Below are 26,076 nucleotides of genomic sequence, written 5' to 3' on the forward strand. Positions count from 1 at the left end.
GACAGTCTAGATCAAACGCAACAGATTATCCGAAGGAGCCAAGACCATGCTGCAGCGCTACAGCCAGTTCATGAAGGAAGCCAACCTGATCGGTGGCGAATGGGTGCAGGCCGACAGCGGCGCCACGGTTGACGTAATCAACCCGGCAACCGGTCTCAAGCTCGGCACGGTTCCAAAATCAGGTCGCGCCGAAACCAAGCGCGCGATCGAGGCGGCGAACGCCACGTTCCTGACTTTCCGCAAGACCTCCGCGCTCGAGCGCTCCAAGCTGTTGCGCAAGCTGCACGACGCCATCATGGACAACCAGGATGCGCTTGCCGAGCTTCTGACGCTGGAACAAGGCAAGTCGCTCACCGAAGCCAAGGGCGAGGTCGGCGCTTCGGCCGCTTATGTGCTTTGGTTTGCCGAGGAAGCGCGCCGCACCTATGGCGATGTCGTGCCGTCGCCTTGGGCGGACCGGCGCATCATCGTCACCAAGGAGCCGACTGGGGTTATCGCCGCGATCACGCCCTGGAACTTTCCGTCCTCCATGTTGGCCCGCAAGATTGGTCCGGCCTTGGCTGCCGGCTGCACGGCGGTGGTGAAGCCTGCTTCCCAAACGCCTTATTCCGGGCTCGCCTGGGGTGCGCTTTGCGAGGAGGTCGGCTTCCCCAAGGGCGCCGTCAACGTCGTCACCGGCTCGGCCGGCGAGATCGGCGACGAGATGTGCGAAAACCCGCTGGTGAAGAAGATCACCTTCACGGGCTCCACGGAGGTGGGCAAGATTCTGATCGCGAAGTCCGCCGGCACGGTGAAGAAGGTGTCGATGGAACTCGGCGGCAACGCGCCGTTCCTTGTGTTCGACGACGCCGACCTTGATCGCGCGGTGGAAGGCGCAATGCTCGCCAAGTATCGCAATTCCGGTCAGACCTGCGTTTGCACCAATCGCTTCTTCGTTCAGTCCGGCATCTATGATGCCTTCGTTGAGAAATTCGTGGCCGCTTCGCAGAAGCTGAAGGTCGGCGATGGCACCGAAGCCGGTGTCCAGCAGGGCCCGCTGATCGACACCAAAGCGGTGGAAAAGGTCGAGGAACTCGTCGAAGACGCCAAGGACAAGGGCGCCAAGGTCGTGACCGGCGGCAAGCGTCACGCGCTTGGCGGTTCGTTCTACGAACCGACCGTGATCGCAGGCGCCACGCCAGCGATGCGCTTCATGAAGGAAGAGATTTTCGGGCCAGTTGCGCCCGTCTTCAAGTTCGAAACGGAACAGGAAGCCGTCGACCTCGCAAACGACACCGAGTTCGGCCTGGCCTGCTACTTCTATACGGCCGATCTCGGACGGGCCTTCCGGGTCATGGAAGGGCTGAAATACGGGATGGTCGGCGTCAATGAAGGCCTGATCACCACGCCGGAAGCGCCGTTTGGCGGCGTCAAGGAGTCCGGGCTTGGCCGCGAAGGCGGACACCAGGGCATCGAGGACTACCTCGACACCAAGTATGTCTGCCTCGGCGGGCTGGGGCTCTAACGTCCTTCCTCAGCCAGCGGCAGCAGCTTCTGTTGCCGCTGGCTAGCGGTCCTTCACCGACTCCATCGCCACAAAGGTCGAGGTCTGGGCGACATGGGGCAGGGCGGAAATCTTCTCGCCCAGCGTGCGCCGGTAAGACGCGATGTCCGACGTGCGGACCTTCAAGAGATAATCGAAGCTGGCCGCCATCATGTGGCATTCCTCGATCTCGCGAACATCCTTGACCGCACGGTTGAAGGCGTCCAGCGCTGCCGAGCGCGTGTCGGACAGCTTGACCTGCACAAAGGCGATATGGCCTTCGCCCATGCGCACGCTGTCCACAACAGCCTGGTAGCCGCGAATGAAGCCGTCCCGCTCCAGGCGACGCACCCGCGCTTGAACCGGCGTCTTCGACAATCCCACCTTCTGCGCAAGATCCGCCATCGACAAGCGTCCTTCGCGGCCGAGTGCAGCCAGGATGCTGCGGTCGAAACGGTCCAGATCGTCTGCAGTGCTCATCAACTTGGCTCCCCCGGCCGCTTCTTGCCCTTAGCATAAGTCCAAATGGACTGGAGCGCCTCAAAATATGGTCTCGTGCGGCGAATGGGAGGCGTGATATCGTCGGCTTCTTCATCAAAGGGCCGCCAGATGTCCGAGCCGCTTGCCGTTATTCGCCAGAGAATGCGTCGCCAGATCCTCCCTGACGAGTCGGCTGTTGTGGCCGCGTTGATCGAAAGCGCTGGGCTTGATGGGCGAAGCCGGGCTGATATTTCGGCGCATGCCGCGCGCCTGGTGCGTTCAGTTCGCGCTTCCGAAGAGCCGAAGCGGATGGAGGAATTCCTCGCCGAATACGGGCTTTCCACCAAGGAAGGCGTGGCGCTGATGTGTTTGGCGGAAGCGCTTCTGCGCGTTCCCGACACGGAAACCATGGACGATCTGATCCGCGACAAGATCGCGCCGCATGACTGGTCGGCCCATTCAGGCGAAAGCGCCTCCATCTTCGTGAACGCCTCCACCTGGGCGTTGATGCTGACCGGCCGGGTCCTCGAAGACGGCGACACAGGCGTTGAAGGAACTCTGCGAGCCATGGTGCGCCGTCTTGGCGAGCCGGTGATCCGCCGTGCCGTCTCGGCCGCCATGCGAGAAATGGGCGAACAGTTCGTACTTGGCCGCACCATCAGCGAGGCAGTGAAGCGCGGCTCGTCCATGGCGGCGAAGGGCTACCTTTATTCCTACGACATGCTGGGCGAGGCGGCCCGCACAGAAGCGGATGCCCGTCGTTACACGCGCGCTTATGCCGACGCGATCTCCGCACTCGACAGCGGGTCCACCGGCACGGATGTGCGCCGCAACCCCGGCATTTCGGTGAAGCTGTCGGCCCTTTACCCCCGCTATGAGTTTGCGCAGCGGGAAAGGGCGGTGCCGGCGATGGCCGAGCGGCTGCTGTCGCTTTGTCTGGCGGCGCGGCATGCCCGCATGGGCCTCAATATCGACGCGGAAGAAGCGGATCGATTGGATCTGTCGCTCGACATCATCGAGCGCGTGCTGGCGGAGCCGGAGCTTGCCGGCTGGAACGGCTTTGGCGTGGTGGTTCAGGCTTATGGCCCACGCGCGGGGCATGTGATCGACTGGCTTTATGCGCTTGCGGAACGACACGACCGGAACGTGATGGTGCGCCTCGTGAAAGGCGCTTACTGGGATAGCGAAATCAAGCGCGCGCAGATGCTCGGCCTCGCCGGTTATCCGGTGTTCACCCGCAAGGTGAACACTGACATCTCGTATATCGCCAATGCACGGAAGCTGCTTGGGTATACGGACCGCATCTATCCACAATTTGCGACGCACAACGCCCACACGGTTGCCGCCATTCTCGCCATGGCGAAGGACCGTCACAGCTTCGAGTTCCAGCGCCTTCACGGCATGGGAGAATCGCTGCACGACACCGTTCTTCGGCAGGAAGGCACGCGCTGCCGGATCTATGCGCCCGTTGGTGCACATTCCGACCTGCTCGCTTATCTTGTGCGCCGTCTGCTTGAAAATGGCGCAAACTCCTCCTTTGTGCACCAGATCGTGGACGAGGAGGTTTCTGCCGAAACCATCGCCCGTGACCCGTTCGAGGTGGTTGCGGAGGAGGGTGGCCCTTCAGCCAATCCAGCGATCCCCAGCCCGCGCGCGATCTTCGGCCGCAACCGCGTCAACTCCAGGGGTATGGATCTGACCGATCCCATCGTGATCGCACAGCTTGATGCTTCTCGCCGACCCTTCGCGGCTCCTCATCAATGGCATGCGCGGCCTGTGACGCCCGCGTCCGGTGAAACAACGGAACGGCTGATCCGCAATCCGGCGCGCCCGGATGACCTTGTTGGAACCGTGCATGAAGCCAGCGCTGAGCTTGTTGACGGCGCCGTTGCGATCGCCCGTGCGGCACAGCCAGCTTGGGCGACGCGACCCGCTTCGGAGCGGGCCGCTATCCTCCAGCGTGCAGCTGACCTATACGAAGAACACGAAGTCGAGTTCTTCGCCCTCGCCACGCGTGAAGCCGGCAAGACGCTGGCAGACGGGCTGGCCGAAGTGCGCGAAGCGGTGGATTTCCTGCGCTACTACGCCGTGGAGGCAGCCGACGAGGCCGGCACGCAGGCCCGCGGCGTGATCGCCTGCATTTCGCCCTGGAACTTTCCGCTTGCCATCTTCACCGGCCAGATTGCCGCTGCGCTTGTTACCGGCAATGCCGTGATTGCGAAACCGGCGGAACAAACGCCGCTGATTGCCGCGCGCGCCGTAGCATTGTTGCATGAGGCCGGCGTGCCGGCTGAGGTGCTCCATCTTCTGCCGGGGGATGGCGCGAGCGTGGGTGGGCCATTGACGGCGCATCCGGATATCGCGGGCGTGTGCTTCACCGGATCGACGGAAGTGGCGCGCCTCATCGAGCGCCAGCTGGCCGAAACAGCGGCGCCCGATGCCATGCTGATCGCTGAAACCGGCGGCCTCAACGCCATGATCGTCGATTCCACGGCGCTGCCCGAGCAAGCGGTGCGCGATATCCTCGCTTCCGCCTTCCAAAGTGCGGGACAGCGGTGTTCGGCCCTGTGCATACTTTACGTCCAGAAGGATGTGGAAGCCAAGGTCATGGAAATGCTGACCGGAGCAATGCAATGCCTCAGCGTCGGCGACCCGTGGCAGCTTGCAACCGATGTGGGCCCCCTGATCGACCATGAAGCGCAGGAGGGGATCCGCGACTACGTGACGAACATGGAGCGGAAGGGAAAGCTCGTCGCAAAGCTGGAGGCCCCGGCGAACGGCACATTCGTCGGCCCGCATATCCTCAAGGTCCAAAGCATCGGGTCACTGGAGCGCGAAGTCTTCGGTCCGGTGCTTCATGTCGCGACCTTTGGCGCCGAGCAACTGGAGCGCGTCATTGGTGACATCAATGCGCGTGGCTTTGGCCTCACTTTCGGCCTTCACACGCGCATCGATGCCCGGGTGCAGGCGATTATCGACCAGGTTCATGCCGGCAACATCTATGTGAATCGAAACCAGATCGGCGCCGTGGTGGGGTCGCAGCCGTTCGGCGGGGAGGGCCTTTCTGGCACGGGACCAAAGGCTGGCGGACCGCACTATCTGCGCCGTTTCCGCAAGGCAGCCGAGCCGATGGCACTGGCAGAAACGGTATTCACCACACCGCCACTTCGGCTGCGCGCGGGCCAGTTCCCCGATGCGGCAGAGAAAGGCTGGTCAACCAGCGTCGACCGGATTGCAACTCTGCGCAAGCTCCTGCGTGGCAAGGGGCGCGCAGCCATCGCAGCGGCAGCCGCCACGGAATACGGGCCAATTGATCTTCCCGGGCCGACTGGTGAAGGCAATACGCTGACGCTTTACCCGCGGGGCCGTGTTCTGTGTCTCGGACAGGAGCCGGAGGTGCTTCTGGCGCAGGTCATCCAGGCGCTTGCCGCCGGCAACTCCGTTCTTGCGGCGGCACCCAGCGCTTCCGCGACCTTGAGCGCGCTTGTCGGCAAGGACCTGCCGCTTGTGGTCCTGGACGGCATGGTCGAGCCCGGCAGCCTGGCCGCAACCGACGCAGACTTGGTGACTTGCCGTGGCAGCGCTGAATGGATGCAGTCGGTGCGCCGCGCGTTGGCGAAGCGCGTGGGTGCGATCATCCCGATCGTGAGCGAAACGCTTTACCCGACGGCGTACACGCATGAGCGGGCGGTGTGCGTCGACACAACCGCGGCTGGCGGCAATGCCAGTCTGCTTGCGGGGTCTTCGGAAGGCGGAACCGGCTTCAGCGGAGCCAGCGCGGGGCTTTGAAGCCCGCGCCGAACCCTCAAGCGTCCAGAACGCTGTTGAAGCCCTCAAACTGCGGGTGGCCGAGATACACCGGCTTATGGTCGCCCGCATTGCGGTGCGACGCGCGGAAATGTTCCGAGCGCGTCCATGCCTTGAAGTCGTCTTCCGTTTCCCAGATCGTGTGCGAGGCGTAAAGCGTATAGCCTTCCTCGGCATTGCTGGCGCCACGCAGCAGGTGAAAGCTGCGGAAGCCAGCCATCTCGTTCAGCTTCGAGTCGCGGTTGCGCCAGATCTCTTCGAAGTCGCTTTCCGCGCCAGCGCGCACCTTGAAGCGGTTCATTGCCACAAACATCAGGCTCAAACTCCGAACTGAACGGCGTCGGCTCGGGAAGTGGCCTTAAGCGCGGCCCGGCAAGCGGCGGCATCGACACCCGCGCCTGCGCAGTCGGTCACCTCGTTGATCAGAATGCGGCTGATCTTGCTGCAATCAGCGCCCGAAAGGTTGAAGCGCGTCACCTTGGTCTTGCCTGCCGGCAGTTCCTTGAACTCAAGCACGGTCAGACGATCCACGACACCCTCGCTGTTGAAAATCGCGATCTCGAAGGCTGCGCGATCCAGTGCATCGCTGAAGCCGTTGTTCACCACGAAAGTCAGTCGACACCCATTATCGGATGCTTCCAGCGCATTCAGTTCCAGCGCCAGGGATGCCGCCGGCGTTTGAGCAACGGCAGCAGTTGCCCCGCTAAGAAGCATGAGCGCACTTGCTGCGCCAGCGGTCACCTTCGTCATGAACTTCATCTGGGCATCCTTCTTCGTATCGCCGCCACCATAACGGTCTTGCGCGGCGTAGAAAACATGATAGTTCTTGTCAAGAAATCACGGCGGGACGGTCCTGCCGTTTCGACACGAAGGAGAGAGCGATGTCGATCACTGCTACTCGCATGGAATTCCGGCCGCAGCCGCGCCAGTTCGCGGCGGCACCTGCCGAACATCGCCAACCTGTGCTTCGTTCGGTGCGCACCCTGGCAAGCGACAGCCTTTTTCATGGAGCAACGGAGATCGGGATCGAACATCGCGGCTCCCTCTACCGCCTGAAGATCACGCGACAGGGCAAGCTGATCCTCAACAAGTAGGACTGCCGCAACGAAAAAAGCCGCGCTGACCCAGCGCGGCTTTTTTCGTTCTTTCAGAATGCTGCGTTCAGCTGGCTTGCTGAAGCTCGACGTGCTGGAGACCAAGGAGGCGGTGAACTTCCGACTCTGGCGTGGTGAGGCTTGCGATGGTCACGCCGGCCAAGACCTCGAAGAAGGCCCCAAGCGCCCTGCGAAGCGCATTGTTGAGGCCGCAGCTGTCGATCAGCGGGCAGTCCGAGTCCGTATCGAAGCATTCTGCCATTGAAAAATTATCTTCGGTGACGCGAACCACGTCGAACAGCGTGATGGCGTCTGCAGGCTTTGCCAGCCGGACACCGCCGTTGCGCCCGCGAACGGTTGCCACGAAGCCGTGCTCCACCAGCGGCTGCAAAATCTTGAACAGAAAGAGCTCGGAAACGTTGTAGGCCGAGGCGATCTCCGGGATGCGGCTGAGGCGGCCCTCATTGGCCGCGCAGTACATCAAGATCCGGATCGCATAGTTCGTTTGTCGTGTCAGACGCATGGAGAGGATTCCCGTGTCATGTTCCTCCATATGACGCCTTCTTTAGAATAATTCCAGAACAATATGGAGCCGGTCCATGCTTGCAATCCATGCTGCACTGCACAATATTAGGAGCGTGTCGGGCGACTCGTCGGGGAGGACCCCAGTTGGAGCTGACATGACTTCTATTGCTGCCTCGAACAAATCGCTCCCGGGCGTCATCCGGCAGCTGCGGCCTTCGGACCGCGCGCGGTTCAAGGCGCATCTATTGCGTTTGGACAGTGAAAGCCGGCATGACCGCTTCAACGGCGGCACGTCCGACAGCTTCCTTCAGAACTATGCTGATCGCTGCTTCCGCGATGGCGCGACCGTGGTCGGCTATGTGGAAGGCGATAGGGTGCTTGGCGCAGCCGAACTGCACGAACGGCCAGAGTTTGAGGAACCGACCGGCGAGATCGCCTTTTCCGTGGAACGGATGTTGCAGCACCGCGGCCTCGGCGCGCGGCTCTTCCGCCGCTTGATCGGCCATGCCTATGCGCTGGGCTACACACAGCTCAAGGTCACGACCCATCCCAACAACATTGCCATGCGGCGCCTGGCGCATTCCTTTGGAGCGCGCATCAGCTTCACAGATGGGGAAAGCACGGGCTCGATCTCCTTGACGCCGCAAGAGGAAAGCGCCTTCCCGGTCGCCTTGCCGAGCCGGTCGTCCTTGCGTCCGGCCTTCGAAATCGCCTGAGCCGCACTAGATCCTTCTGCATGATGCAAGCAAAACACCAGCTGCCTGCCTGATGCAGCAGAGCGTATCTATATCCCAGCGCGCGGATGATGCAGCGAAGCTGGCAGCGCTCCAGCGCGTAAAGGCCTATGCCACTGCTGCGCTGGTTGTGTGTGTGGCGGTGTTCATCGTGTGCCGCCTTTACGCAGATGTTTCGCCGGTGATCGGCTTCATCGGTGCTTTCGCTGAAGCAGCGGCAATCGGCGGACTGGCGGACTGGTACGCCGTGGTGGCCCTGTTCCGTCGCCCGCTTGGCTTGCCGATTCCCCATACGGCCATCATCCCCACCAACCAAGCGCGCATTGCCGACAATCTCGGCGGCTTCATCGAAACGAACTTCCTTGCGCCGGACGCCGTTCGCCGCAAGCTGGGAGAGCTCGATTTCGCCGCGCAGGTGGCGGAATGGCTGAGCGACGCCAAGCGCTCCGAAGCACTCTCGAACTTCGTTGCACGCCTGGTGCCGCGGATGCTGGAAGCCGTTGAGGGGTCGGGTCTTCGGACCTTCGTGGCGCAGCGCGTCACCGAACAGGTGCAGAAGGTGGAGGTTGGGCCTCTTGTGGCGGACGTGCTGTCGACCTTTACCCAGGATCGCCGGCACCAGAAGCTGTTCGATGAATTGATCGACCTGATCAGCCGCTTCCTCACCGACGAGGATGCGCAAGCCTCACTGCGCGACCGGATCCGTGCCGAATTGCCGACGCTCGCGAAATTCTTCCGCGCCGATGCCTATCTCCTGCGCAAGATCGTGCGTTCAAGCGCAACGCTGATCACCGAGATCAAGGCGGACGACGATCATCCCATGCGCCACGAGTTCGATCGCTTCGTGGACAACTTCATCAATGACCTGCGCACCTCCGAGGACTACCGGGGCCGCATGGACAAGCTCAAGCAGGATTTCCTTGCGCGGCCGGAACTGAAGACGCTCGCACGCGACATGTGGAAGGAAGCGCGTGCCTTCATCGAACGCGATGCGGGTGCGGATGATTCCACCCTGCGCCGGCATCTCACCGCCATGTTTGTGGAAGTGGGCGAAAGCTTGGCGGACGATCCCCGGATCCGCAGCGAGATGAACGAGGGTTTCGTGATAACGCTGACTTCCTTCGTGGAAGCACAGAAGGGGGGCGTCTCGTCCTTCATCTCGGAACAGGTGCGCAGTTGGGATCTCGGCCAGCTAACCAGGCTGATCGAGCTCAACGTAGGGCGCGACCTTCAATATATCCGCTTCAACGGCATGCTGATCGGCGGCATCGCAGGCGTGGCGCTGCATACGCTGGAAGTTCTGGTTCTGAGCTGACCTACTCGGCATCCGGCTGATTGGTGGGGTGAGCATCAATAAACGCGCTGAGCTTTAGGCACTCCTCCACGATGCCGCAGATTACGGGGTAGGGGCTCATGTCGATATCGTAGCGGCGGTTGTTCACGACCTGCGCCACAAGGCAGATATCCGCCAGGCCCGGCGTGTCGCCATGGCAAAAGGTGCCGCTTTCGGCGCTGGAGCTGAGGATCGTTTCCAGCGGCTCGAAGGTCGTCTTCACCCAGGTCCCGAACCAGTCAGCCACGGCGGCGTCATCCGCTGCAAAGCGCTCCCGCAACGCGTCAAGAATGCGGAAGTTGTTCACCGGGTGGACATCGCAGGCAATCATCTGCGCCAGCATGCGGACGCGTGCACGCCCGAACGGATCGGCCGGCAGCAAGGGCGGGTTTGGACGCATTTCATCGATGAACTCGATGATCGCCAGCGACTGGCCAAGCACGGTACCGTCCGGCCAGACCATTGTGGGAACCAGCCCCTGCGGGTTCATCGCGAGATAGTCGGGCATTCGGTTGCCGCCACGCCGGATGTGACGCGCGACGTAGGTGAAGCTCAGGCCCTTCATCGCAAGCGCGATGCGCACGCGGTAGGAGGTCGAGGAACGGAAATAGTTGTGCAGAACAATCGGCAGCATGAAGGTCAAACCTGTTCAGACCGCCGTCTAAGGCAGCGGTGCGGTACTTGTCGAGGCGCAGCCACCCCGGGGAGATCCGCCTTGGGGTAAAGTTTTCCGCAGCGGCCGCGGCCTGGAGAGCCCACCTGTATTTTCATTTTGTTTCATGACGTTTTTGCTCCCCTTGAGCTCTAGCGGGCGTTAAATCCGTTTCCAGCCGTTTATGCCGCAGCAAAGGAGCGTTTATGCCAAAGACCATGAAGGGACCGGGCATTTTCCTCGCCCAATTCGTCGGCGACGCTGCGCCATTCGATACGCTGCCCAATATTGTCCGTTGGGCCGGTGACCACGGGTATAAAGGCGTCCAGATTCCCTCCAATGAAGGCAAGCTCTTCGACCTGAAGAAGGCGGCTGAGTCGTCTGCCTATTGTGACGAGGTGAAGGGCATCTGTGCCGATGCCGGTGTTGAAATCACGGAGCTTTCAACGCACCTCCAGGGCCAGTTGGTGGCAGTTCACCCGGCCTATGATGCGCAGTTCGACGCCTTCGCGCCCGCTGCCGTCCACAACAAACCTGCCGAACGTCAGGCTTGGGCCGTCGACCAGATGCTGCTGGCCGCCAAGGCCTCGCGCAATCTCGGCCTCGATACGGTCGTGTCGTTCAGCGGCTCGCTTGCCTTTCCTTATCTTTATCCATGGCCGCAGCGCCCGAAAGGCCTTCTTGAAGAAGCCTTTGGCGAGCTTGGGCGCCGCTGGAAACCGATCTTCGATGCCTATGAGGATCACGGCGTCGATGTGGCGTTCGAGCTTCATCCGGGCGAGGACATCTTTGATGGAGCAACGTTCGAGATGTTCCTAGATGCTGTTGGCGGTCACAAGCGCTGCACGATCAACTACGATCCCTCGCACTTCCTTTTGCAGCAACTCGATTACCTCGCCTTCATCGACATCTACCACGAGCGCATCACCGCATTCCACGTCAAGGACGCCGAGTTCAACCCTGACGGGCGGCAAGGCGTTTATTCCGGCTATCAGCCCTGGTTGAACCGTGCAGGACGGTTCCGCTCCCTAGGAGACGGGCAGGTGGATTTCACCAGCATCTTTTCCAAGCTCGCGCAGTATGACTACGACAGCTGGGCGGTGCTGGAATGGGAGTGCTGCCTCAAGGACGCCGAACAGGGAGCGGCCGAGGGCGCGCCCTTTATCGACGGCCACATCATCCGCGTCACTGAAAAGGCGTTTGATGACTTCGCCGGCGGCAACACGGATCGGGCCGCGTTGCGCAAGATGATGGGCATCCATTGAGCGGAAGGAGACCCTAAGCATGATCCATACTCCCCTGCGTTTGGGCATGGTGGGCGGCGGACAGGGCGCGTTCATTGGCGGCGTCCATCGCATCGCGGCGCGTCTTGATGGGCAATTTTCTCTTGTTGCCGGTGCGCTGTCGTCCGATCCGGAGCGGGCCCGTGCCTCTGCCGCCGAACTCGGAATCGAGGCGGAGCGCTCTTATGCGTCGTTCCAGGAGATGGCGGAAATGGAGGCCGCCCGAGCCGATGGCATCCAGGTGGTGTCGATTGTCACGCCCAATCACCTTCATTTCGCGGCGGCAAAAGCGTTTCTCGAAGCCGGCATCCACGTCATCTGCGACAAGCCGGTGACCTCAACTCTGTCCGACGCCAAGGCACTAGCGGGGATCGTCGCGGGAGCGGGCAAGCTCTTCGTTTTGACCCATAACTACACCGGTTATCCGATGGTGCGTCAGGCGCGCCAGATGGTGCGCGACGGGCTGCTCGGCGACCTGCGGGTGGTGCAGGTGGAATATCCGCAGGACTGGTTGACGGAGAAGGTGGAGGACACGGGCGCCAAGGGCGCCGTATGGCGCACGGATCCCAATCAGTCCGGCGCGGGGGGATCAACGGGCGACATCGGAACTCACGCGTATCACCTCGCGCGCTTTGTGACAGGGCTTGAACTGGATGCGCTGCTCGCAGATCTCGACGCGTTCGTTCCAGGCCGCCAACTCGACGACAATGCCAACGTCCTGCTTCGCTTCAAGGCGGTTGGCGGTACACCCGCAGCAAAAGGCATGTTGTGGGCGAGCCAGGTGGCGCCCGGCAACGAAAACGGGTTGCGGCTGCGGGTCTACGGCACAAAAGGCGGCATCGAATGGTTTCAGCCCGAGCCCAATGCCTTGTGGTTCACGCCGTTCAACCAACCCAAGCAGCTGATAACGCGCAACGGGGCCGGCGCCATGGCGGCCGCAACCCGCGTCAGCCGCATCCCGGCCGGCCACCCAGAGGGCTACCTGGAAGGCTTTGCAACCATCTATGCCGAAGCGGCACGCGCTATTCGCGCTACGCGAGAGGGCGGGAATATGCGATCCGACGTGCTGTACCCCGGCATCACCGATGGCGTGGAAGGTGTGGCGTTCGTGGATGCCTGCGTTCGGTCAACACGCGCGAATGGAGCTTGGACGAGGCTCGACCTTTAGGCGTCGAGCTTCACCACCAGCGGCATGTCGTCATTGGCGGAGTCGCGCAGGGAAGCGAGGCTGCGGTTGTCCAGCACCTCCGCCATGGCGTGGCGCACCTCCATCATCATGTGGCGAACCTGGCACGTGGGTTCGTCACAATCCTCGCACCGCTCATATTGCGTGCGGCTGGCGCAGGCAATCGGCGCCAGCGGACCGTCTAGCACGCGGATAACATGCCCGATCTTGATCTCGGTGGCAGGCTTGGCCAGTCGGTATCCGCCGTCCTTGCCCTTGCGGCTGATCACGAAGCCGGCGTTGCGCAGTTCGCCCAAGATCGCGTCCAGGAACTTCTTCGGAATGTTGTTGGCAACGGCGATCTCGTTCACGAAGGCGAGTTGGCCGACCGGCATCTGCGCCAGATGCACCAGCGCCTTGAGGCCGTATTTGCCTTTTTTCGTCAGCATCTGATTTCACGAATAGGGGCCGAATAGCCCGTTGGAAGTCCCGACCTGTTTGCTCTATGCCTCCAATCATGCCGGAACAATGACGAAGGCTGGTCCGCAGGCCGATTTCGCGCGGCGCGGTAAATGCGCCACGGTGGCACGGCCGCATACGTGCCGTGAGATCTTAGAAATCTTCTCCTTCGCCGCGAGTTTCAGACCATGGACCGGCACCTGTGGGACCAAAGTCTGACCTGGTGCCTACTCAAGTCCAATTCAGCCGAGCGGGAGGAACTCTTTGTCGCTTCGCCGCTTACCTGTCCTCCGAAGGGGGATCGGTTCTTCATGTTCGCTTTTATTGGACTGCGGTGATGCCGTTGGGGGGAATGCCTGTACCGGTCGCGCTTCTCGCGGCGTTTACCGCGGCGCTCGCTTTGATGGGCTTTGCAACGGATCAGTGCCCGCTACTTGCGGTCGGCGCGCCCTGTCTACTCCATTAGCCCGCCGGCGTTGCCACGCGCGTGCCTTGGCAGGACGACCTGAGCAGAAAGCGCGGCTTGCCTTGTATTTTCCAGCTCTTCCTTGGCTTGCGGCGGGTGCGCAGCCGTCCTCGTAGGCGGTTGGCGCGAGTCTGCTCCCCGCGCTTGAGGGAAAATTAACCAACTCACGCGCCATCTTTTCAGATGCACGATCAGGCTGAAACTTAGTGCCGACTGGCGAGTCTTGGCCACATGCACAAATTGCCAATCTCGGTCGCGCTGGTCATCAGCTTCAGCCTTGCGCTCTCCGCGTGCTGGCTGGTTGTCTCGCCTCCCGAAGCGGAGGTCAGAGCTGAAATTGCCGCTTACCAGCAGGCCCATTCGTCCGAAGCTTCCCCCCTGACGAGGGGCGGCTTCACTCGATTGGTTATGGGCTGCCTTGCAACCCAAAGGGGCTCAGCCGACCGGCTCTGAAGCATGCAGCATGCGCCAATTCCATCGGCCGCTCTGCCAACTCAGGACCCCTGACATTCGGAAGGGGTAGGCTTTTTCGAGGCCCGAGTGGCCGACCAGCGCTTGGCCATTGGCGAAAAACCAGCCAGTGGGGCCTTCAACCCGCATCTCCAGCAGATCCCATTCCCAGCGGACGGTGAACGCCTTGGCCATGTTGGTGGCGAAGTGCTGCTGGACCTCCAAGCCGTCCAAGAAGATGTCTGCCGCTTCGGAGCCGCAGCCGATGCTGTCGGGCTCGAACTCGTCGGCGAGGCCGATGTCCTTGGCGAAACGACGCACGCTCAGTCGTTCTATCGTCTCCTTGAGCCATACCAGCCGATCGGCTTCATCACTCTGCTGGGGACCATCCATTTTGCCGCCTATACGTTGCTTAGGCTACAGGTTTGGGATCAGGAGACGCCTGGCGAAGATTGCGCCTGATTGATCAGCTGTGAAATCGCTGTGATCAGCTGTGCAAGGGCGAAGGGCTTCTGCAGAATGATGCTGTTCGGAACGCCATGAGCTGTCCAGTCAACAACACTGTCACCGCTCATGTAAACGATCGGAATGGCGGGGGCCAATACCCGCGCGCGATGTGCAATGTCCCAGCCGTTCGGGCCCGCTCCGAGCTTGATGTCCGTCACGATGCCTTTGAAGCGCCCAACATCCTCTTCAAGAGCTTCGATGGCGTCAGAACCGTTCGTTGCAACGATGACTCCATAGCCTGCATCTTCGAGTGCATCTTCGAAGACAGGATGAAGGGCCTCTTCATCCTCGACCAACAAAAGGATTGCTGCGTCCATAGGCTTTCTCCCGTCGGCGGGAGTTTGCCGCTTCTTCATGCGTCATACTCTCACGTCAGGTGCCTTGATCGTACTGACGGTAGAAGACGTATATCGAGCAATGGTTTCTGAGACCAGCGATGGATCTTCGTGATGACCTAAAGTCTTAGGCTCGGCTGGCGCCACCGTGTCGCAGATGGGCGCAGCCCTGCAGGCTGCTCAAGCTTTGAAATCCGCGCAGGTATGCGGTTTGCGGCCAGACCCATTTCCTTTAACAGCCGCGACCGAGCCGAGGGCCGACCGAAGAAAGCATGCGCTGACCGCATCGGTCGAGAAGGGGAAGATTTGCTCGTCGACTTTTACCATCGGTGCTACAAGCCTGCCGCAGAAGGCTACGGCGTAGCCCGAGCATCACCTGAAAGGGCCACACGGCCTGCAAAGCGATCAAACAGGCATGGTCGACCAAGCGTTCAACCCGCAGAGTTCCGCCAAAGTGGCGCTGCCCTATCACCACCCATTTGCGGTGGCACCGATGATCGACTGGACGGATCGGCACTGCCGTTTCTTTCATCGTCAGCTGAGCGCGCGAGCCCTGCTTTACACCGAGATGGTGGTTGCCGATGCCATTCTGCACGGCGACCGCGACCGGCTGCTTGCTTACAACGCTGCCGAGCATCCGGTGGCGCTTCAGCTCGGTGGTTCGGATCCGCTGAAACTCGCTGCTGCCGCGCAGATCGCCGAAGCCTTCGGCTATGACGAGATCAACCTGAATGTCGGTTGTCCGTCCGATCGTGTGCAATCCGGCACCTTTGGTGCCTGCCTCATGAAGGTGCCCGAGGTGGTGGCCGATTGTGTTGCCGCAATGAAAAGCGCCGTGTCGGTGCCGGTGACCGTGAAGTGCCGTATCGGGGTCGATGACCAGGATCCGGGTCCGGCCTTGGACGCTGTCGCGGACGGTGTCTTCGCAGCCGGCGCCGACGCGCTTTGGGTGCATGCCCGCAAGGCTTGGCTGCAGGGCCTTTCTCCCAAGGAAAATCGCGAAGTCCCCCCGCTCGACTATGATCGGGTTTACGCGCTTAAGGCGCGGTTGCCGGACCGGTTCATCGGCATCAACGGTGGCATCCAGAGCTTGGAAGAAGCCGCCAACCATCTCGAGATGGTGGATGGCGTGATGCTTGGCCGGGCAGCCTACGGGACGCCCGCGGTTCTGGCGGGTGTGGACTCCACCTTCTTCGGAGCGCCGCCCGCGCCAACGGATTACCGGGCGCTCTTCGAGACCATGGCAGACTACGCCACCCGCCACATCGCGGCGAGCGGCCGGCTGTCTCATGTGGCGCGGCATATGGTCGGCTTGTTCCACGGCTATCCTGGCGCACGGCGCTACCGCCAGATCCTTTCCACCGACGCCAACCGGCCGGGAGCGGGTGCGGAAATCTTGTGGCGCGCTCTGGATGCCGTTGATCTATCCCTCGCAAGCGCAGCGGCTTAAGGTTTACACCTCATCCCTGAAGGCGTAGCCGTCGCCCCACACGCCGGACGTGGTGCGGAGCTCGTTTTGTTTTCCCTTACAGAACTGATGATGTTTGCCGGCGCGACCGTGTTAGGCGGGGTGGTGTCCGGGTTCCTGGCAGGGGTGTTTGGGATCGGCGGCGGTGCCGTTCTCGTGCCCATGTTCTACCAGATCCTCGGCATGTTGCAGGTCGATGACAGCGTTCGCATGCATGTCGCGGTTGGAACCTCGCTTGCGATCATTGTTCCGACATCGCTGCGATCGTTCCAGGCCCATTACAAGCGGGGGGCGGTGGACATGTCCCTGCTGCGCAGCTTCCTTTTCCCTGTGCCTGCGGGCGTGGTGCTTGCGTCGCTCACGGCGGCCTACATATCCAGTGAGGGCCTGCGCATCATATTTACTGTCACAATGGTGGTGGTCGGGTTGCGTCTCCTTTTCAATCGCGAAAGCTGGCGGCTGGGCAGCACGGTGCCGGGCGGCGCTGCGCGGGTTCTGACAGGCGGGCTGATCGGCTATTTTTCGACCCTGATGGGGATCGGAGGCGGCATCATGAACAACACCTTCATGACGCTTTACGGCCGGCCCATGCACCAGGCCGTTGCCACATCCTCTGGCGTCGGCGTGCTGATCGCGGTGCCGGGAACGCTCGGCTACATCTGGGCGGGCTGGGGCGAGCCCTTCCTGCCGCCAGGTTCAACAGGCTTTGTGAACTGGATCGGTCTCGCCTTGATCATCCCGATTGCGCTGGTGGTGACGCCGCTGGGCGTGCGGGTTGCGCATGCGCTCTCGAAGCGCAAGCTGGAGGTGGCGTTCGGGCTGTTTGCTCTCGCGGTGTCCTTGCGCTTCTTCATCAGCCTTTTCTGACCGTCAGTCGCGCAGGATCATCCGGTCGCCGCGCACATCATATCCGGACAATGTGCCCATGAAGTTCATGCCGAGCAGGCTGCGGCTGAGCCCGCCGGCGCGGGCAACAAGCATAGGCACCCGAGATCGGGTGATGTCGCCGATCTCGATCGTGCCGGCGGGCGCCCGGGCGGCCAGCGAGGTGCCGTTGGCCGTGGAGATGGCCACGTTGTAGGTGAGGGATGCGACGTCAATGCCCACAGCTTCGGCATCGCTGGTTGTCAGAACCGTGGTGCTTGCGCCGGTGTCGATCAGCAGGCGAACCGGCGTGCCGTTGATCCGCCCCCGCGCCTCGAAATGGTTGTTGGCCGATCGGCCGATGGTCACGGTGGGGCGGCCGTTATCGCTCAGCGTCGAAAGCGGACTGCCGGGCACAAGACCCGCCGACAAGCGGTTGGCGACGTCCTGCAACTCGTAGCGATAAAGGTAGCCCGTGGTGAGCAGGAGCAGGATCACGCACCAGATTGCAAAATTTCGCGCGAGGTGGCCGAACCGCCCGCGGGAAGCGACGATGGCAACCGAAAACACCGTCAGGAGCACGCCCGTCCGCAAGAGATGCGCAAACGCATCATTGTCGAGGCCAAAGGTGGTGCCCGCATCGTGGTTGAGAACCAGAAGAACCAGTCCGCCGGCAAGAACGGCCAAGATGATCCAAAGCAGCTGCGGCGGACGTCGCCTCACGCGAGGGTCCCGCGCTCGCGAGCCATCCGCGCCCGGCGTGTTTCGCGGCGCGGCCGGCGTTCCACCGTTTCCAGCCGGGCCGGCAGTTCCGCCATCACCGAACGCCTCCGTTCCGGCGTCATGTCGATCCAGGCGCCGATCTCGTCGCGCGTGCGGCCGCAGCCGAAGCAGTAGCCGGTCTTGGCATCAACGGAGCAAACGAGAATGCAGGGGGATTCAATGGCGGCGGTCATGGGCTTCAACGGCTCGGGCTGCGTTCCACATGGGATGAACGGCTTGCCAATGCAAGCACCGAACGCTATCGCGCCGCGAGCCGGCTCATCCGGCGGAGCGACCCAATGACCAGCGCCTTGCCCTTCGATGATTTCCGCAGCCTCGTCCAGCGATTGCCGGAAGCCAACGATTTTGCCGGCAACCGTGTGCGCGAACGGCTGCGCGAGCTTGGCAGCCCTGGGGAGGGCCTGGGCAAGATCGGGGACCTGGCGGAATGGCTCGCAACTTGGAGCAGTCGTCCGGCCCAGGTGAACCGGCCACTCGTTGCGATCTTTGCCGGCACCCATGGCGTGATGAAGCAGGGTGTCGCCCGCGAGCGGCTGGAAGCCACGGCAGCCACCGTGGAGCATCTGGCGGCGGGCGGAGCGGCGGTCAGCCAGATCTGCGGCGCCAACGACCTTGGCCTCAAGGTCTTCGATCTCGCCCTAGACATGCCGACCGAGGATCTGTCGACGGGCGCCGCGTTCGACGAGCGGGGCTGTGCCGCTACGATGGCCTTTGGCATGGAAGCCGTTGCCGGAGGGTTCGATCTGGTTGCTCTGAGCGCTACGGGTGTCGGCGGCGACTTTGCGACGGCGACGGTCTTGACCGCTCTGTGGGGCGGCGCGCCATCCACTTGGATCAGCACGGAGGATGACAAGCTGGCTTCACGGCAGGCTGACGTGATTGATCAGGCGCTTCGCTTCCATGGTGCGGGCAATCTGCGTGATCCGTTTGAAATCCTGCGACGGGTCGGCGGGCGCGAGGTCGCCGCTCTTGTCGGCGCCATCATCGCGGCGCGAAGTGAGCGGATCCCGGTTATTCTCGACGGCTATCCTGCGCTTGCCGCGGCCGCTTTGCTGCAAGCCGGCAATCCCGCCGCCGTGGACCACTGCCAGGTGGCTTCCACGATGGGAACGTTGGCCGGGCGCGCCATTCTCGACCGCCTGGGCATGCAGCCGATCCTTGGCCTCAACGTTTCGCAAGCCGGCGTCGGAGCAGGGCTTGCGACCCTGGTTGTGCGCACGGCAGCTCAAGTGGTGAGCGGACTGCGGGCGATGCCCACGCCGAACTGAAAGCGGCAACCGTTCAGTAGCGGCGGCCGCCCATGGCTGCCGTGGGAAGAGGCGCCAGCGCTTCCATCACGCGCGAGGCGGGGAAGGTTGCGATCACTTCCGTGCCTTCGCGCAGCCTCGAGCGCAGTTCAAACGTTCCGCCGTGGATTTCCACGAGGCCCCGAACGATCGGCAGGCCAAGCCCGGTGCCCTGTTCTGCGCTCTTGATTGCGATGGATCCTTGCCCAAAGGCGGATAACACCACGGGAATCTCGTCGGCCGGAATACCCGGACCATTGTCACGGATGGAGAGATACTGCCCGCCGCCAGCAGTCCAGCCGACGCGCACCTGAATCTCACCCCCGCTCGGCGTGAACTTCACGGCGTTCGACAGGAGGTTCAAGCAAATTTGGCGCAGCGCGCGTTCATCGCCGTAAAGGCGCGGCAGGTCGCGTTCGAACTGCTGCACGATCCGGATCGCCTTGTTGCTTGTGCGCAGCTCCATCAGGTGGCAGCAGTCTTCCACGATGGAGGCGAGCGCGACCGCTTCCTCGTTGAGCTGGTACCGGCCGGCCTCGATGCGCGACAGATCGAGGATCTCGTTGATGAGGTCCAGCAGATGCGTGCCGGAATCGTGGATGTCCTGCGCGTAACCGCGGTAGGTCTTGTTTTCCAGCGGTCCCAGCACTTCGGTCGCCATTACCTCCGAAAAGCCGAGGATCGCGTTGAGTGGCGTGCGTAACTCGTGGCTCATCGAAGCCAGGAACCGGCTTTTGGCGAGGTTCGCTTCTTCCGCCCGCCGCCGCGCCTCGTCGGACATGGACTTCGCCGTTTCGAGTTCGGCGATCAGGGCGTCCTTTTCGCTGCGGAACGCCAGCAGCATCACGGCCGAGCGGTTGAAGTGGCCGGCTACGTAAGTGAAGAACGGCAAGGACGCGATCAGCAGGAAGACCATCAAAAGGTCGACCGGTCTCGATAATCCCGTGCCGCTTGCGGCAAACACGATCACGGGCAGCGCAAAGGTGGCGACGAGCGCGCCTTGAAGGGCGGAGGCGATGATGGCTGTGACCGCGATCGCCAGGAGAAGGATCACGGCCTTTACGACGGAAAACGGTTCCAGGCCGCAAGCGTCGCAGGCGATCCAAACAAAATAGATCCAGCCGATGCCGCTGACGGCGTGGGCCATCAGCAGGCGTCGCGACCACCGTGCGGCGTCGAGGTCGCCGCTGCCGAGGCGCTCCACCCGCCGCGCAACCAGCGCCAGCGCGGCGTAGCCCAGCATGGTCAGCGGCGCCCAGATCAGGAGTTCGATGTTCATGCCGGCGGTCAGCCCGGCCGCTGCGATCAGGATCACGAGCAGCGGCATGGCCACCACGGTGTTGATCATCGCGTGGGCGTGGAGCTTCAGGAGTTCGCGTTCGAAGGCAGGCGATCCGACCTGTTCCGCCAGGCGGTCGCGGGTGCGGCGAACGGCGCGTGCCACCTCGCTGCTCCGGCGGGCATTGGTGCGATCCACAATGATCTTGTCGGCCGAAGCCGAGCGCTGCACCGCCATGGAACTCGCAACCAAACCCTAACAACTATCCTTAACGGCAGACTAAGCGGCAATGATTAAGAGACCCTTCAGCGCATGTTGCGGAGGCGAGGGGCTTGGCGCGGGCGGCTGAATGTGATCAGAAAACGCCCGAGACCTGACATCGGGGAGGACCGGCGATGAAGCTTTACGACGGAGGACGCGCGCCCAATCCGCGTCGTGTGCGCATTTTCCTGGCGGAGAAAGGCATCGATGTTCCGCTGGAGTCGATCGACATGGGCACTTTCGGCCACAAGTCGCCCGAACTCACCGCCCGCAATCCCATGCAGCGCCTGCCGGTTCTTGAACTCGGCGACGGCACGGTGATCGCTGAATCTGTTGCGATCTGCCGCTACTTCGAAGAGCTTTATCCTGAGCCCCCCTTGTTTGGCATAGGGGCCGTTGGGCGCGCCATCACCGAGATGTGGCAGCGCCGGATCGAGCTGTACCTGCTCAGTTCCGTTGCCGCCGCGTTCCGGCACATCCATCCCGCCATGAAGGAATGGGAACTGCCTCAGCTCCCGGAATGGGGTGAGTTGAACAAACCGAAGGCCCTTGAATTCTGCCAGTTTCTGGAAGGCGAGTTGGCCAATCGGGAGTTCATTGCCGGCGATCATTATACGATCGCCGACATCACGGCGCTGGTCGCGGTGGATTTCATGAAGCCCGCGAAGATCGTGGTGCCGGCTGAACTGAAGAACCTGTTGCGCTGGCATGGAGCCGTTTCTGCCCGACCAAGCGCCCAAGCCTGACGTCGATCCGAGCGAGGTGGAGCTCTCCCGCCTCGCCAAAGCCATGCGGGCGTGTCGGATCTGTCGCGATATGCCGATCGGCGGTACGCTGCCCCATGAGCCGCGCCCGATCTTTGTCGTGTCACGGCGGGCAAGGATCCTGATTGCCAGCCAGGCACCTGGCGTCCGCGCCCATCAGTCCGGAATCCCCTTTCAGGACCCCTCGGGCATTCGGCTGCGGCAGTGGCTGGGCGTGGACGAAGACGCGTTCTACAACCCGGCGAACTTCGCCATCCTGCCGATGGGCTTCTGCTTTCCTGGACATGACCGCCAAAAGGGCGATCTCCCACCACGGGTCGAGTGCGCGCCCGCCTGGCAAAGGCAGGCTCTTGATCTCATGCCGCAGATCGAATTGATCCTGCTTGTTGGAAGCCATTCGCAGCGGTTTCACCTGGGGGCCAACCGAGCGATGGCGACGACGGTTGGGGATTGGCGGCAAATCCTCGCATCGTCAAACAAGCCCAACGTGTTGCCGCTGCCGCATCCGTCCTGGCGCAACAGCAGCTGGCTCAAGCGCAACCCGTGGTTCGAAGACGAGCTTCTGCCGGTCCTGCAGCATCGCGTACGTCTGCTTCTTCAATCGAATGGCGCCGCTTCTTAGGAAAATCTCGTTGCGGAGCGCCGCTCGCTGCTTCTATGTGAGCATAGATTTCCAGTGGAGTTAAAGATGGACCGCCTCGATCGGAAGATCCTGCGCCTTTTGCAGGAAGATTCCACCCTTGCCGTTGCCGATGTTGCCAAGAAGGTTGGGCTCTCCACGACGCCATGCTGGCGGCGCATCCAGAAGCTCGAGGAAGAAGGCGTCATCCAGCGTCGCGTCGCGATCCTGAATCCGGTGAAGATCAACGCCCGGGTGACGGTGTTCGTGTCGATCCGCACCAGTTCGCACAGCCATGAATGGCTGAAGCGCTTCTCGGAAGTTGTGCAGGAATTCCCTGAAGTCGTCGAGTTCTACCGCATGAGCGGCGACATCGATTACCTGATCCGGGTGGTGGTGCCGGACATCGCCGCCTACGACGCCTTCTATAAGCGGCTGATCGCGAAGATCGAGATCCGCGACGTGTCCTCGTCCTTCGCCATGGAGCAGATCAAGTACACGACCGAACTGCCGCTGGATTACATGGTGCTGGACACGCCGCGTTCCGCCGAAGCCTAGCCGCGGCGGGCTCGGGCTTCTCGCTTACCGTTCCAGCCGCGCCAGAAGCGAGGACGTGTCCCAGCGATTGCCCCCGAGCTTCTGCACATCCTTGTAGAACTGGTCGACAAGAGCCGTCAGCGCCAGGCTCGCTCCGTTGCGATCGGCTTCTTCAAGCAAGATGCCAAGATCCTTCCGCATCCAGTCGACCGCAAAGCCGAAATCGTATTTGCCGGCATTCATCGTCTTGTGGCGGTTTTCCATCTGCCACGACCCGGCAGCACCCTTTGAGATCACCTCCACCACCTTCTCAATGTCGAGACCAGCCTTCTTGCCGAAGTGGATGCCCTCGGCGAGGCCTTGCACGACGCCGGCAATGCAGATCTGGTTGATCATCTTGGTCAACTGGCCAGCGCCGGCCGGTCCCATCAGCCCGACCATCTTGGCATAGGCATCGATCACCGGTCGTGCCCGCTCGAACACGGGTTGCTCGCCCCCCACCATCACGGTCAGCTGCCCGTTCTCCGCACCCGCCTGACCGCCAGAAACTGGCGCATCAAGGAAGTGGAAGCCAGCTTCCGTTGCCGCATGGTCGAGCTCACGGGCCACCTCCGCAGAGGCCGTGGTGTTGTCGATAAAAATCGCGCCGTTCTTCATCGAGGAGAACGCGCCGTCCGCACCCGTGGTGACGGAACGCAGGTCATCATCGTTCCCAACGCAGCAAAACACGAAGTCCGCGCGTTTTGCCGCTTCGGCAGGGGTCGCGGCATGGCTGCCGCCGAACTCCTGCACCCACTTTTCCGTCTTGGCTGCGGTGCGGTTGTAAACGGTGACGTCATGGCCTCCCTTGCCCGCGAGGTGTCCCGCCATTGGGTATCCCATGACGCCCAGGCCGATGAATGCGACTTTCGCCATCGATGTGATCCTTCCGGTTCTTTGTTCAGTGGTGCAGGTGCCGGGTGAGCCGCCGTTCCAGCCAGTCGATCGTGTGGCGCAACGTTTCCACGATCGCTAGGTAGATCAGGGCGGCATAGAGATAGGTTTGGAAATCGAAGCTCCGCGAGTAGGCGCGCCGCGTTTCCCCCATCAGATCGTAGACCGTGATGATGGCCACGATGGCCGAGCCCTTGATCATCAGGATGATCTCGTTGCCATAAGGGCGGAGCGCAACGATCAAAGCCTGCGGGATCACCACCAGCCGAAGCGTCTGCCATCTGGAAAGCCCGAGCGCCGCCGCGCCTTCCCACTGGCCGCGCCCCACGCTCCGGATTGCCCCACGCAGGATTTCTGCCTGATAAGCGGCAGTATTCAGGGTGAAGGCGAAAAGGGCGCAGTTCCAGGCATCACGGAAGAACCACCAAAGGCCCGCCGCATCGAGCTGCGGCCGGAACGATCCCAGCCCGTAATAAATCAGGAACGCCTGCGCGATCAGCGGCGTGCCGCGAAAGAAGTAGACGTAGCCATAGGCAAGGCCGCCGAAGACCGGGTTCGCGGACATTCGTCCATAAGCAAGCGGCACCGAAAAGACCGCGCCCAGCACAATGGACAGGCCAACAAGTTGGAGCGTGACGAGGAGCCCGGAAAGGTAGCGACCGGCATAGGTGTCGAAAAGCACGGGGTCCCAGGCCCGCACCAGGTAGACCAGCAATCCGCCGATCAGCAGGAGCCAAAGGGCAACAAGAACGTGACCAGCCACGCGGGCCTTGGACCAGCGGCGCGGCGGCGGGGCAGGGCGCTCGACGACAGCCGTACTCGCGGCGCTCATCGACCCACCGTGCCGCGTTCGGCATGCCGCTCAAGCGCGCGGAAGACCCAGGACGACAGGATGGCGAGCAGGAGGTAGATCAAACAAGCGAGGCCGTAGAACAAAAACGACTCCCGCGTCACGCGCGCGGCAATGCCGGTTTGCCGGAGAATGTCGGTCAGGCCGATCACCGACACCAGCGCCGTGTCCTTCAAGAGGATCAGCCAAAGATTGCCCAATCCGGGCAGAGCAATGCGAAAGAGTTGCGGCAGAACCACCAGCCGCATGGTCTTGCGATACGACAGCCCCACCGCATAGCCGCCCTCGTACTGTCCCTGAGGGATGGCACGGAAGGCCGAAAGGAAGACCTCGCTGGCATAAGACGAGAACATGATGCCCAGCGCCACCATGCCGGCGGCAAAGGCATTGATTTCAATGGTGGCGCTGGTGCCTGAAAGCCGCAGCACCTGCTGCACGCCAAGCTGCGCGCCGTAGTAGATCAGAAACAGCGTGAGGAGTTCGGGCAGGCCGCGAAAGATGGTGGTGTAGATGTTCCCGGCGAGCCGCATAGACGGCTCTTCGGATTGCTTGGCAAGCGCCACCAGGAAGCCGAGCACCAGGCCGAAGGGCAGGGTCGCCAGCGCCAGCGAGACCGTGATCAGGACGCCGGAGGCAATCTCGTCGCCCCATCCTTCGGGGCCGAAGCTCAAAAGCGTCTGCGCAGTCTCCATCGGGCTCAATATGTCCGCGCAGATCCTGAAAACTCAAGATGATAATGGCTGTGCAGCGGAAGCGCTGCGGAGAAAAGCAGGGCAGCTCCGGGCCGCCCTGCCGAAGGGGCTTTTACCCGCCGTACACGTCGAACGGGAAGTACTTGTCGTTGATTTCCTTGTATTTTCCGTTTGCGCGGATCGCTTCCAAAGCCGCGTTGAACTTGTTTGCAAGCTCGGTGTCGCCCTTACGAACCGCGATGCCGATCTTGTCGTCGGAGCTTACCGGCTCGCCCTTGAACTCGCAGCAAGCACCTTCTTCGCTGTTAACGTAGCCGTGCTGCACGCCGAAGTCGCCGAGCACCGCATCGACGCGGCCATTGTTGAGATCGGCCCAGGCTTCCACTTGCGTGGGGTAGGCGCGAACATCGGCGTTGGCGTAGTTGGCTTCAGCAAAGTCGGCTGCAATCGTGCCTTGCTGGACGCCGATGGCGGCGTCGGTTTCGGCGCTGGCACTGAACTCGCTGTCCTTGGGGGCAACGAAAACAAGCGAATTAGAATAGTAGGGATTGGTGAAATCGACCTGCTGCTTGCGTTCATCGGTGATCGACATGGAGGCCACGATCGCGTCGAAGCGTTCCGCCTGAAGCGCAGGGATGATGCCGTCCCAGTCCTGCGTCACGAACTCGCAGGTGGCCTTCATTTCTTCGCAAAGCGCGCGCGCGATATCGACGTCGAACCCCTCCAGTTCACCGGAAGCGGTGAGATTGTTGAAGGGAGGATAGGCGCCTTCCGTACCGATCTTGATCGTGGTGTCCTGGGCAACGGCTGCGGCGCTCAACGACAACGCGAAAACGGCTGCCGACGCAGCGAGCTTGAGAGGCTTGGAGTTCAGCATGAACCTTCCTTTCCATAAGGCACGACAGCCAACACACATGCTGTCGCTTCA

29 protein-coding genes are annotated in these 26,076 nt (G+C 62.1%); 13 read left to right on the forward strand and 16 right to left on the reverse strand.

Going from position 1 to position 26,076, the window contains the following annotated elements:
* Positions 1 to 46: 46 nt before the first annotated feature.
* The gene (locus tag J5Y06_RS13660) at positions 47 to 1,504 is read left to right on the forward strand and encodes an NAD-dependent succinate-semialdehyde dehydrogenase (RefSeq protein WP_209335736.1); all 1,458 of its coding nucleotides are present in this window, start codon (positions 47 to 49) and stop codon (positions 1,502 to 1,504) included.
* A gap of 42 nt (positions 1,505 to 1,546) precedes the next feature.
* On the opposite strand, the gene J5Y06_RS13665 is transcribed toward J5Y06_RS13660, so the two are convergent.
* Positions 1,547 to 2,002, reverse strand: a complete 456-nt coding sequence (locus J5Y06_RS13665) for an Lrp/AsnC ligand binding domain-containing protein (protein WP_209335737.1) — start codon at positions 2,000 to 2,002, stop codon at positions 1,547 to 1,549.
* 129 nt (positions 2,003 to 2,131) lie between these two features.
* Here J5Y06_RS13665 and putA point away from each other — a divergent pair, with 129 nt between their 5' ends.
* Complete coding sequence (putA, locus tag J5Y06_RS13670; protein WP_209335738.1) at positions 2,132 to 5,791, forward strand: bifunctional proline dehydrogenase/L-glutamate gamma-semialdehyde dehydrogenase PutA; 3,660 nt, start codon at positions 2,132 to 2,134, stop codon at positions 5,789 to 5,791.
* Between the two features lie 16 nt (positions 5,792 to 5,807).
* Here the strand turns inward: putA and hmuQ are convergent, their stop codons facing one another.
* A complete protein-coding gene (gene hmuQ / locus J5Y06_RS13675; protein WP_209335739.1) occupies positions 5,808 to 6,122 on the reverse strand; it encodes a heme-degrading protein HmuQ in 315 nt (104 codons plus the stop codon).
* A 5-nt stretch (positions 6,123 to 6,127) separates the two neighbouring features.
* On the reverse strand, positions 6,128 to 6,568 hold the full coding sequence (locus tag J5Y06_RS13680) for a hypothetical protein (protein WP_209335740.1): 441 nt from the start codon (positions 6,566 to 6,568) through the stop codon (positions 6,128 to 6,130).
* Positions 6,569 to 6,690: 122 nt separating this feature from the next.
* Here J5Y06_RS13680 and hemP point away from each other — a divergent pair, with 122 nt between their 5' ends.
* Positions 6,691 to 6,903, forward strand: a complete 213-nt coding sequence (hemP, locus tag J5Y06_RS13685) for a hemin uptake protein HemP (protein ID WP_245247845.1) — start codon at positions 6,691 to 6,693, stop codon at positions 6,901 to 6,903.
* A 67-nt stretch (positions 6,904 to 6,970) separates the two neighbouring features.
* On the opposite strand, the gene rirA is transcribed toward hemP, so the two are convergent.
* The gene (gene rirA / locus J5Y06_RS13690) at positions 6,971 to 7,426 is read right to left on the reverse strand and encodes an iron-responsive transcriptional regulator RirA (RefSeq protein WP_209335741.1); all 456 of its coding nucleotides are present in this window, start codon (positions 7,424 to 7,426) and stop codon (positions 6,971 to 6,973) included.
* A 157-nt stretch (positions 7,427 to 7,583) separates the two neighbouring features.
* Here rirA and J5Y06_RS13695 point away from each other — a divergent pair, with 157 nt between their 5' ends.
* Positions 7,584 to 8,144 (forward strand): GNAT family N-acetyltransferase, encoded by a 561-nt coding sequence (locus J5Y06_RS13695; protein WP_209335742.1) that lies wholly within the window; start codon positions 7,584 to 7,586, stop codon positions 8,142 to 8,144.
* 52 nt (positions 8,145 to 8,196) lie between these two features.
* Entirely contained in the window at positions 8,197 to 9,477 is a 1,281-nt protein-coding gene (locus J5Y06_RS13700; protein ID WP_209335743.1) for a DUF445 domain-containing protein, read from the forward strand.
* Position 9,478: 1 nt separating this feature from the next.
* Here J5Y06_RS13700 and maiA read toward each other — a convergent pair whose 3' ends face one another.
* The gene (maiA, locus tag J5Y06_RS13705) at positions 9,479 to 10,129 is read right to left on the reverse strand and encodes a maleylacetoacetate isomerase (protein WP_209335744.1); all 651 of its coding nucleotides are present in this window, start codon (positions 10,127 to 10,129) and stop codon (positions 9,479 to 9,481) included.
* A 224-nt stretch (positions 10,130 to 10,353) separates the two neighbouring features.
* Here maiA and J5Y06_RS13710 point away from each other — a divergent pair, with 224 nt between their 5' ends.
* Positions 10,354 to 11,412 carry a sugar phosphate isomerase/epimerase family protein gene (locus tag J5Y06_RS13710; protein ID WP_209335745.1) on the forward strand — a complete coding sequence of 353 codons (1,059 nt, stop codon included), beginning with the start codon at positions 10,354 to 10,356 and terminating at the stop codon, positions 11,410 to 11,412.
* A 19-nt stretch (positions 11,413 to 11,431) separates the two neighbouring features.
* Positions 11,432 to 12,598, forward strand: coding sequence for a Gfo/Idh/MocA family protein (locus J5Y06_RS13715; RefSeq protein WP_209335746.1), 1,167 nt, complete (start codon positions 11,432 to 11,434; stop codon positions 12,596 to 12,598).
* On the opposite strand, the gene J5Y06_RS13720 is transcribed toward J5Y06_RS13715, so the two are convergent.
* The 4 genes from J5Y06_RS13720 to J5Y06_RS13735 all read right to left on the reverse strand — a co-directional run bounded on the left by J5Y06_RS13720 (position 12,595) and on the right by J5Y06_RS13735 (position 14,833).
* Positions 12,595 to 13,044 (reverse strand): RrF2 family transcriptional regulator, encoded by a 450-nt coding sequence (locus tag J5Y06_RS13720; protein WP_209335747.1) that lies wholly within the window; start codon positions 13,042 to 13,044, stop codon positions 12,595 to 12,597. The two genes, J5Y06_RS13715 and J5Y06_RS13720, sit on opposite strands and share 4 nt — an antisense overlap.
* A 464-nt stretch (positions 13,045 to 13,508) precedes the next feature.
* The gene (locus tag J5Y06_RS13725) at positions 13,509 to 13,880 is read right to left on the reverse strand and encodes a hypothetical protein (RefSeq protein WP_209335748.1); all 372 of its coding nucleotides are present in this window, start codon (positions 13,878 to 13,880) and stop codon (positions 13,509 to 13,511) included.
* A 75-nt stretch (positions 13,881 to 13,955) separates the two neighbouring features.
* Positions 13,956 to 14,363, reverse strand: coding sequence for a nuclear transport factor 2 family protein (locus J5Y06_RS13730; RefSeq protein WP_209335749.1), 408 nt, complete (start codon positions 14,361 to 14,363; stop codon positions 13,956 to 13,958).
* Positions 14,364 to 14,401: 38 nt separating this feature from the next.
* The gene (locus J5Y06_RS13735; RefSeq protein WP_245247846.1) at positions 14,402 to 14,833 is read right to left on the reverse strand and encodes a response regulator; all 432 of its coding nucleotides are present in this window, start codon (positions 14,831 to 14,833) and stop codon (positions 14,402 to 14,404) included.
* Positions 14,834 to 15,227: 394 nt separating this feature from the next.
* Between J5Y06_RS13735 and dusA the strand changes: the two genes are divergently transcribed.
* Complete coding sequence (gene dusA / locus J5Y06_RS13740) at positions 15,228 to 16,262, forward strand: tRNA dihydrouridine(20/20a) synthase DusA (protein WP_209335750.1); 1,035 nt, start codon at positions 15,228 to 15,230, stop codon at positions 16,260 to 16,262.
* A gap of 87 nt (positions 16,263 to 16,349) precedes the next feature.
* A complete protein-coding gene (locus tag J5Y06_RS13745) occupies positions 16,350 to 17,147 on the forward strand; it encodes a sulfite exporter TauE/SafE family protein (RefSeq protein ID WP_385932140.1) in 798 nt (265 codons plus the stop codon).
* 3 nt (positions 17,148 to 17,150) lie between these two features.
* Here J5Y06_RS13745 and J5Y06_RS13750 read toward each other — a convergent pair whose 3' ends face one another.
* Entirely contained in the window at positions 17,151 to 17,867 is a 717-nt protein-coding gene (locus tag J5Y06_RS13750; RefSeq protein WP_209335752.1) for a TIGR02281 family clan AA aspartic protease, read from the reverse strand.
* Positions 17,864 to 18,100, reverse strand: coding sequence for a DUF1289 domain-containing protein (locus tag J5Y06_RS13755; protein WP_209335753.1), 237 nt, complete (start codon positions 18,098 to 18,100; stop codon positions 17,864 to 17,866). The genes J5Y06_RS13750 and J5Y06_RS13755 overlap by 4 nt, the downstream gene beginning before the upstream one ends.
* A gap of 105 nt (positions 18,101 to 18,205) precedes the next feature.
* Here J5Y06_RS13755 and J5Y06_RS13760 point away from each other — a divergent pair, with 105 nt between their 5' ends.
* The gene (locus J5Y06_RS13760) at positions 18,206 to 19,195 is read left to right on the forward strand and encodes a nicotinate-nucleotide--dimethylbenzimidazole phosphoribosyltransferase (RefSeq protein WP_209335754.1); all 990 of its coding nucleotides are present in this window, start codon (positions 18,206 to 18,208) and stop codon (positions 19,193 to 19,195) included.
* Positions 19,196 to 19,208: 13 nt separating this feature from the next.
* Here J5Y06_RS13760 and J5Y06_RS13765 read toward each other — a convergent pair whose 3' ends face one another.
* The gene (locus tag J5Y06_RS13765; protein ID WP_209335755.1) at positions 19,209 to 20,729 is read right to left on the reverse strand and encodes an ATP-binding protein; all 1,521 of its coding nucleotides are present in this window, start codon (positions 20,727 to 20,729) and stop codon (positions 19,209 to 19,211) included.
* A 158-nt stretch (positions 20,730 to 20,887) separates the two neighbouring features.
* On the opposite strand from J5Y06_RS13765, the gene J5Y06_RS13770 reads away from it, so the two are divergent.
* From J5Y06_RS13770 to J5Y06_RS13780, 3 genes are all read left to right on the forward strand, one after another.
* Positions 20,888 to 21,499 (forward strand): glutathione S-transferase, encoded by a 612-nt coding sequence (locus tag J5Y06_RS13770; RefSeq protein WP_209335756.1) that lies wholly within the window; start codon positions 20,888 to 20,890, stop codon positions 21,497 to 21,499.
* Positions 21,462 to 22,139, forward strand: coding sequence for a uracil-DNA glycosylase family protein (locus J5Y06_RS13775; RefSeq protein WP_209335757.1), 678 nt, complete (start codon positions 21,462 to 21,464; stop codon positions 22,137 to 22,139). The genes J5Y06_RS13770 and J5Y06_RS13775 overlap by 38 nt, the downstream gene beginning before the upstream one ends.
* A gap of 66 nt (positions 22,140 to 22,205) precedes the next feature.
* Positions 22,206 to 22,694 (forward strand): Lrp/AsnC family transcriptional regulator, encoded by a 489-nt coding sequence (locus tag J5Y06_RS13780; protein ID WP_209335758.1) that lies wholly within the window; start codon positions 22,206 to 22,208, stop codon positions 22,692 to 22,694.
* Positions 22,695 to 22,718: 24 nt separating this feature from the next.
* Here the strand turns inward: J5Y06_RS13780 and J5Y06_RS13785 are convergent, their stop codons facing one another.
* The 4 genes from J5Y06_RS13785 to J5Y06_RS13800 all read right to left on the reverse strand — a co-directional run bounded on the left by J5Y06_RS13785 (position 22,719) and on the right by J5Y06_RS13800 (position 26,025).
* Positions 22,719 to 23,588, reverse strand: coding sequence for an NAD(P)-dependent oxidoreductase (locus J5Y06_RS13785; protein ID WP_245247847.1), 870 nt, complete (start codon positions 23,586 to 23,588; stop codon positions 22,719 to 22,721).
* A 25-nt stretch (positions 23,589 to 23,613) separates the two neighbouring features.
* Positions 23,614 to 24,438, reverse strand: coding sequence for an ABC transporter permease (locus J5Y06_RS13790; protein ID WP_209335759.1), 825 nt, complete (start codon positions 24,436 to 24,438; stop codon positions 23,614 to 23,616).
* Positions 24,435 to 25,148 (reverse strand): ABC transporter permease, encoded by a 714-nt coding sequence (locus J5Y06_RS13795; protein WP_209335760.1) that lies wholly within the window; start codon positions 25,146 to 25,148, stop codon positions 24,435 to 24,437. Before J5Y06_RS13795 ends, J5Y06_RS13790 begins: the two co-directional genes overlap by 4 nt.
* A 112-nt stretch (positions 25,149 to 25,260) precedes the next feature.
* Positions 25,261 to 26,025, reverse strand: coding sequence for an ABC transporter substrate-binding protein (locus J5Y06_RS13800; RefSeq protein WP_209335761.1), 765 nt, complete (start codon positions 26,023 to 26,025; stop codon positions 25,261 to 25,263).
* Positions 26,026 to 26,076 lie beyond the last annotated feature (51 nt).

This window comes from Tianweitania sediminis (assembly GCF_017813335.1).
Classification (GTDB): Bacteria; Pseudomonadota; Alphaproteobacteria; order Rhizobiales; family Rhizobiaceae; genus Tianweitania; species Tianweitania sediminis.

Coding starts and splice junctions, on each gene's coding strand:
- J5Y06_RS13745 (WP_385932140.1), top strand. CDS start 16,350: ATGATGTTTGCCGGCGCGACCGTGTTAGGCGGGGTGGTGTCCGGGTTC.
- rirA (WP_209335741.1), bottom strand. CDS start 7,426: ATGCGTCTGACACGACAAACGAACTATGCGATCCGGATCTTGATGTAC.
- J5Y06_RS13785 (WP_245247847.1), bottom strand. CDS start 23,588: ATGGCGAAAGTCGCATTCATCGGCCTGGGCGTCATGGGATACCCAATG.
- J5Y06_RS13725 (WP_209335748.1), bottom strand. CDS start 13,880: ATGGGCCTGCTGGTAAGCGGCAATTTCAGCTCTGACCTCCGCTTCGGG.
- J5Y06_RS13680 (WP_209335740.1), bottom strand. CDS start 6,568: ATGAAGTTCATGACGAAGGTGACCGCTGGCGCAGCAAGTGCGCTCATG.
- J5Y06_RS13790 (WP_209335759.1), bottom strand. CDS start 24,438: ATGAGCGCCGCGAGTACGGCTGTCGTCGAGCGCCCTGCCCCGCCGCCG.
- hmuQ (WP_209335739.1), bottom strand. CDS start 6,122: ATGTTTGTGGCAATGAACCGCTTCAAGGTGCGCGCTGGCGCGGAAAGC.
- maiA (WP_209335744.1), bottom strand. CDS start 10,129: ATGCTGCCGATTGTTCTGCACAACTATTTCCGTTCCTCGACCTCCTAC.
- J5Y06_RS13660 (WP_209335736.1), top strand. CDS start 47: ATGCTGCAGCGCTACAGCCAGTTCATGAAGGAAGCCAACCTGATCGGT.
- J5Y06_RS13765 (WP_209335755.1), bottom strand. CDS start 20,729: ATGGCGGTGCAGCGCTCGGCTTCGGCCGACAAGATCATTGTGGATCGC.
- J5Y06_RS13770 (WP_209335756.1), top strand. CDS start 20,888: ATGAAGCTTTACGACGGAGGACGCGCGCCCAATCCGCGTCGTGTGCGC.
- J5Y06_RS13780 (WP_209335758.1), top strand. CDS start 22,206: ATGGACCGCCTCGATCGGAAGATCCTGCGCCTTTTGCAGGAAGATTCC.
- J5Y06_RS13730 (WP_209335749.1), bottom strand. CDS start 14,363: ATGGATGGTCCCCAGCAGAGTGATGAAGCCGATCGGCTGGTATGGCTC.
- J5Y06_RS13720 (WP_209335747.1), bottom strand. CDS start 13,044: ATGCTGACGAAAAAAGGCAAATACGGCCTCAAGGCGCTGGTGCATCTG.
- J5Y06_RS13760 (WP_209335754.1), top strand. CDS start 18,206: ATGACCAGCGCCTTGCCCTTCGATGATTTCCGCAGCCTCGTCCAGCGA.
- J5Y06_RS13695 (WP_209335742.1), top strand. CDS start 7,584: ATGACTTCTATTGCTGCCTCGAACAAATCGCTCCCGGGCGTCATCCGG.
- J5Y06_RS13735 (WP_245247846.1), bottom strand. CDS start 14,833: ATGAAGAAGCGGCAAACTCCCGCCGACGGGAGAAAGCCTATGGACGCA.
- J5Y06_RS13775 (WP_209335757.1), top strand. CDS start 21,462: ATGGAGCCGTTTCTGCCCGACCAAGCGCCCAAGCCTGACGTCGATCCG.
- J5Y06_RS13795 (WP_209335760.1), bottom strand. CDS start 25,148: ATGGAGACTGCGCAGACGCTTTTGAGCTTCGGCCCCGAAGGATGGGGC.
- J5Y06_RS13800 (WP_209335761.1), bottom strand. CDS start 26,025: ATGCTGAACTCCAAGCCTCTCAAGCTCGCTGCGTCGGCAGCCGTTTTC.
- hemP (WP_245247845.1), top strand. CDS start 6,691: ATGTCGATCACTGCTACTCGCATGGAATTCCGGCCGCAGCCGCGCCAG.
- dusA (WP_209335750.1), top strand. CDS start 15,228: ATGGTCGACCAAGCGTTCAACCCGCAGAGTTCCGCCAAAGTGGCGCTG.
- J5Y06_RS13700 (WP_209335743.1), top strand. CDS start 8,197: ATGCAGCAGAGCGTATCTATATCCCAGCGCGCGGATGATGCAGCGAAG.
- J5Y06_RS13715 (WP_209335746.1), top strand. CDS start 11,432: ATGATCCATACTCCCCTGCGTTTGGGCATGGTGGGCGGCGGACAGGGC.
- putA (WP_209335738.1), top strand. CDS start 2,132: ATGTCCGAGCCGCTTGCCGTTATTCGCCAGAGAATGCGTCGCCAGATC.
- J5Y06_RS13710 (WP_209335745.1), top strand. CDS start 10,354: ATGCCAAAGACCATGAAGGGACCGGGCATTTTCCTCGCCCAATTCGTC.
- J5Y06_RS13665 (WP_209335737.1), bottom strand. CDS start 2,002: ATGAGCACTGCAGACGATCTGGACCGTTTCGACCGCAGCATCCTGGCT.
- J5Y06_RS13755 (WP_209335753.1), bottom strand. CDS start 18,100: ATGACCGCCGCCATTGAATCCCCCTGCATTCTCGTTTGCTCCGTTGAT.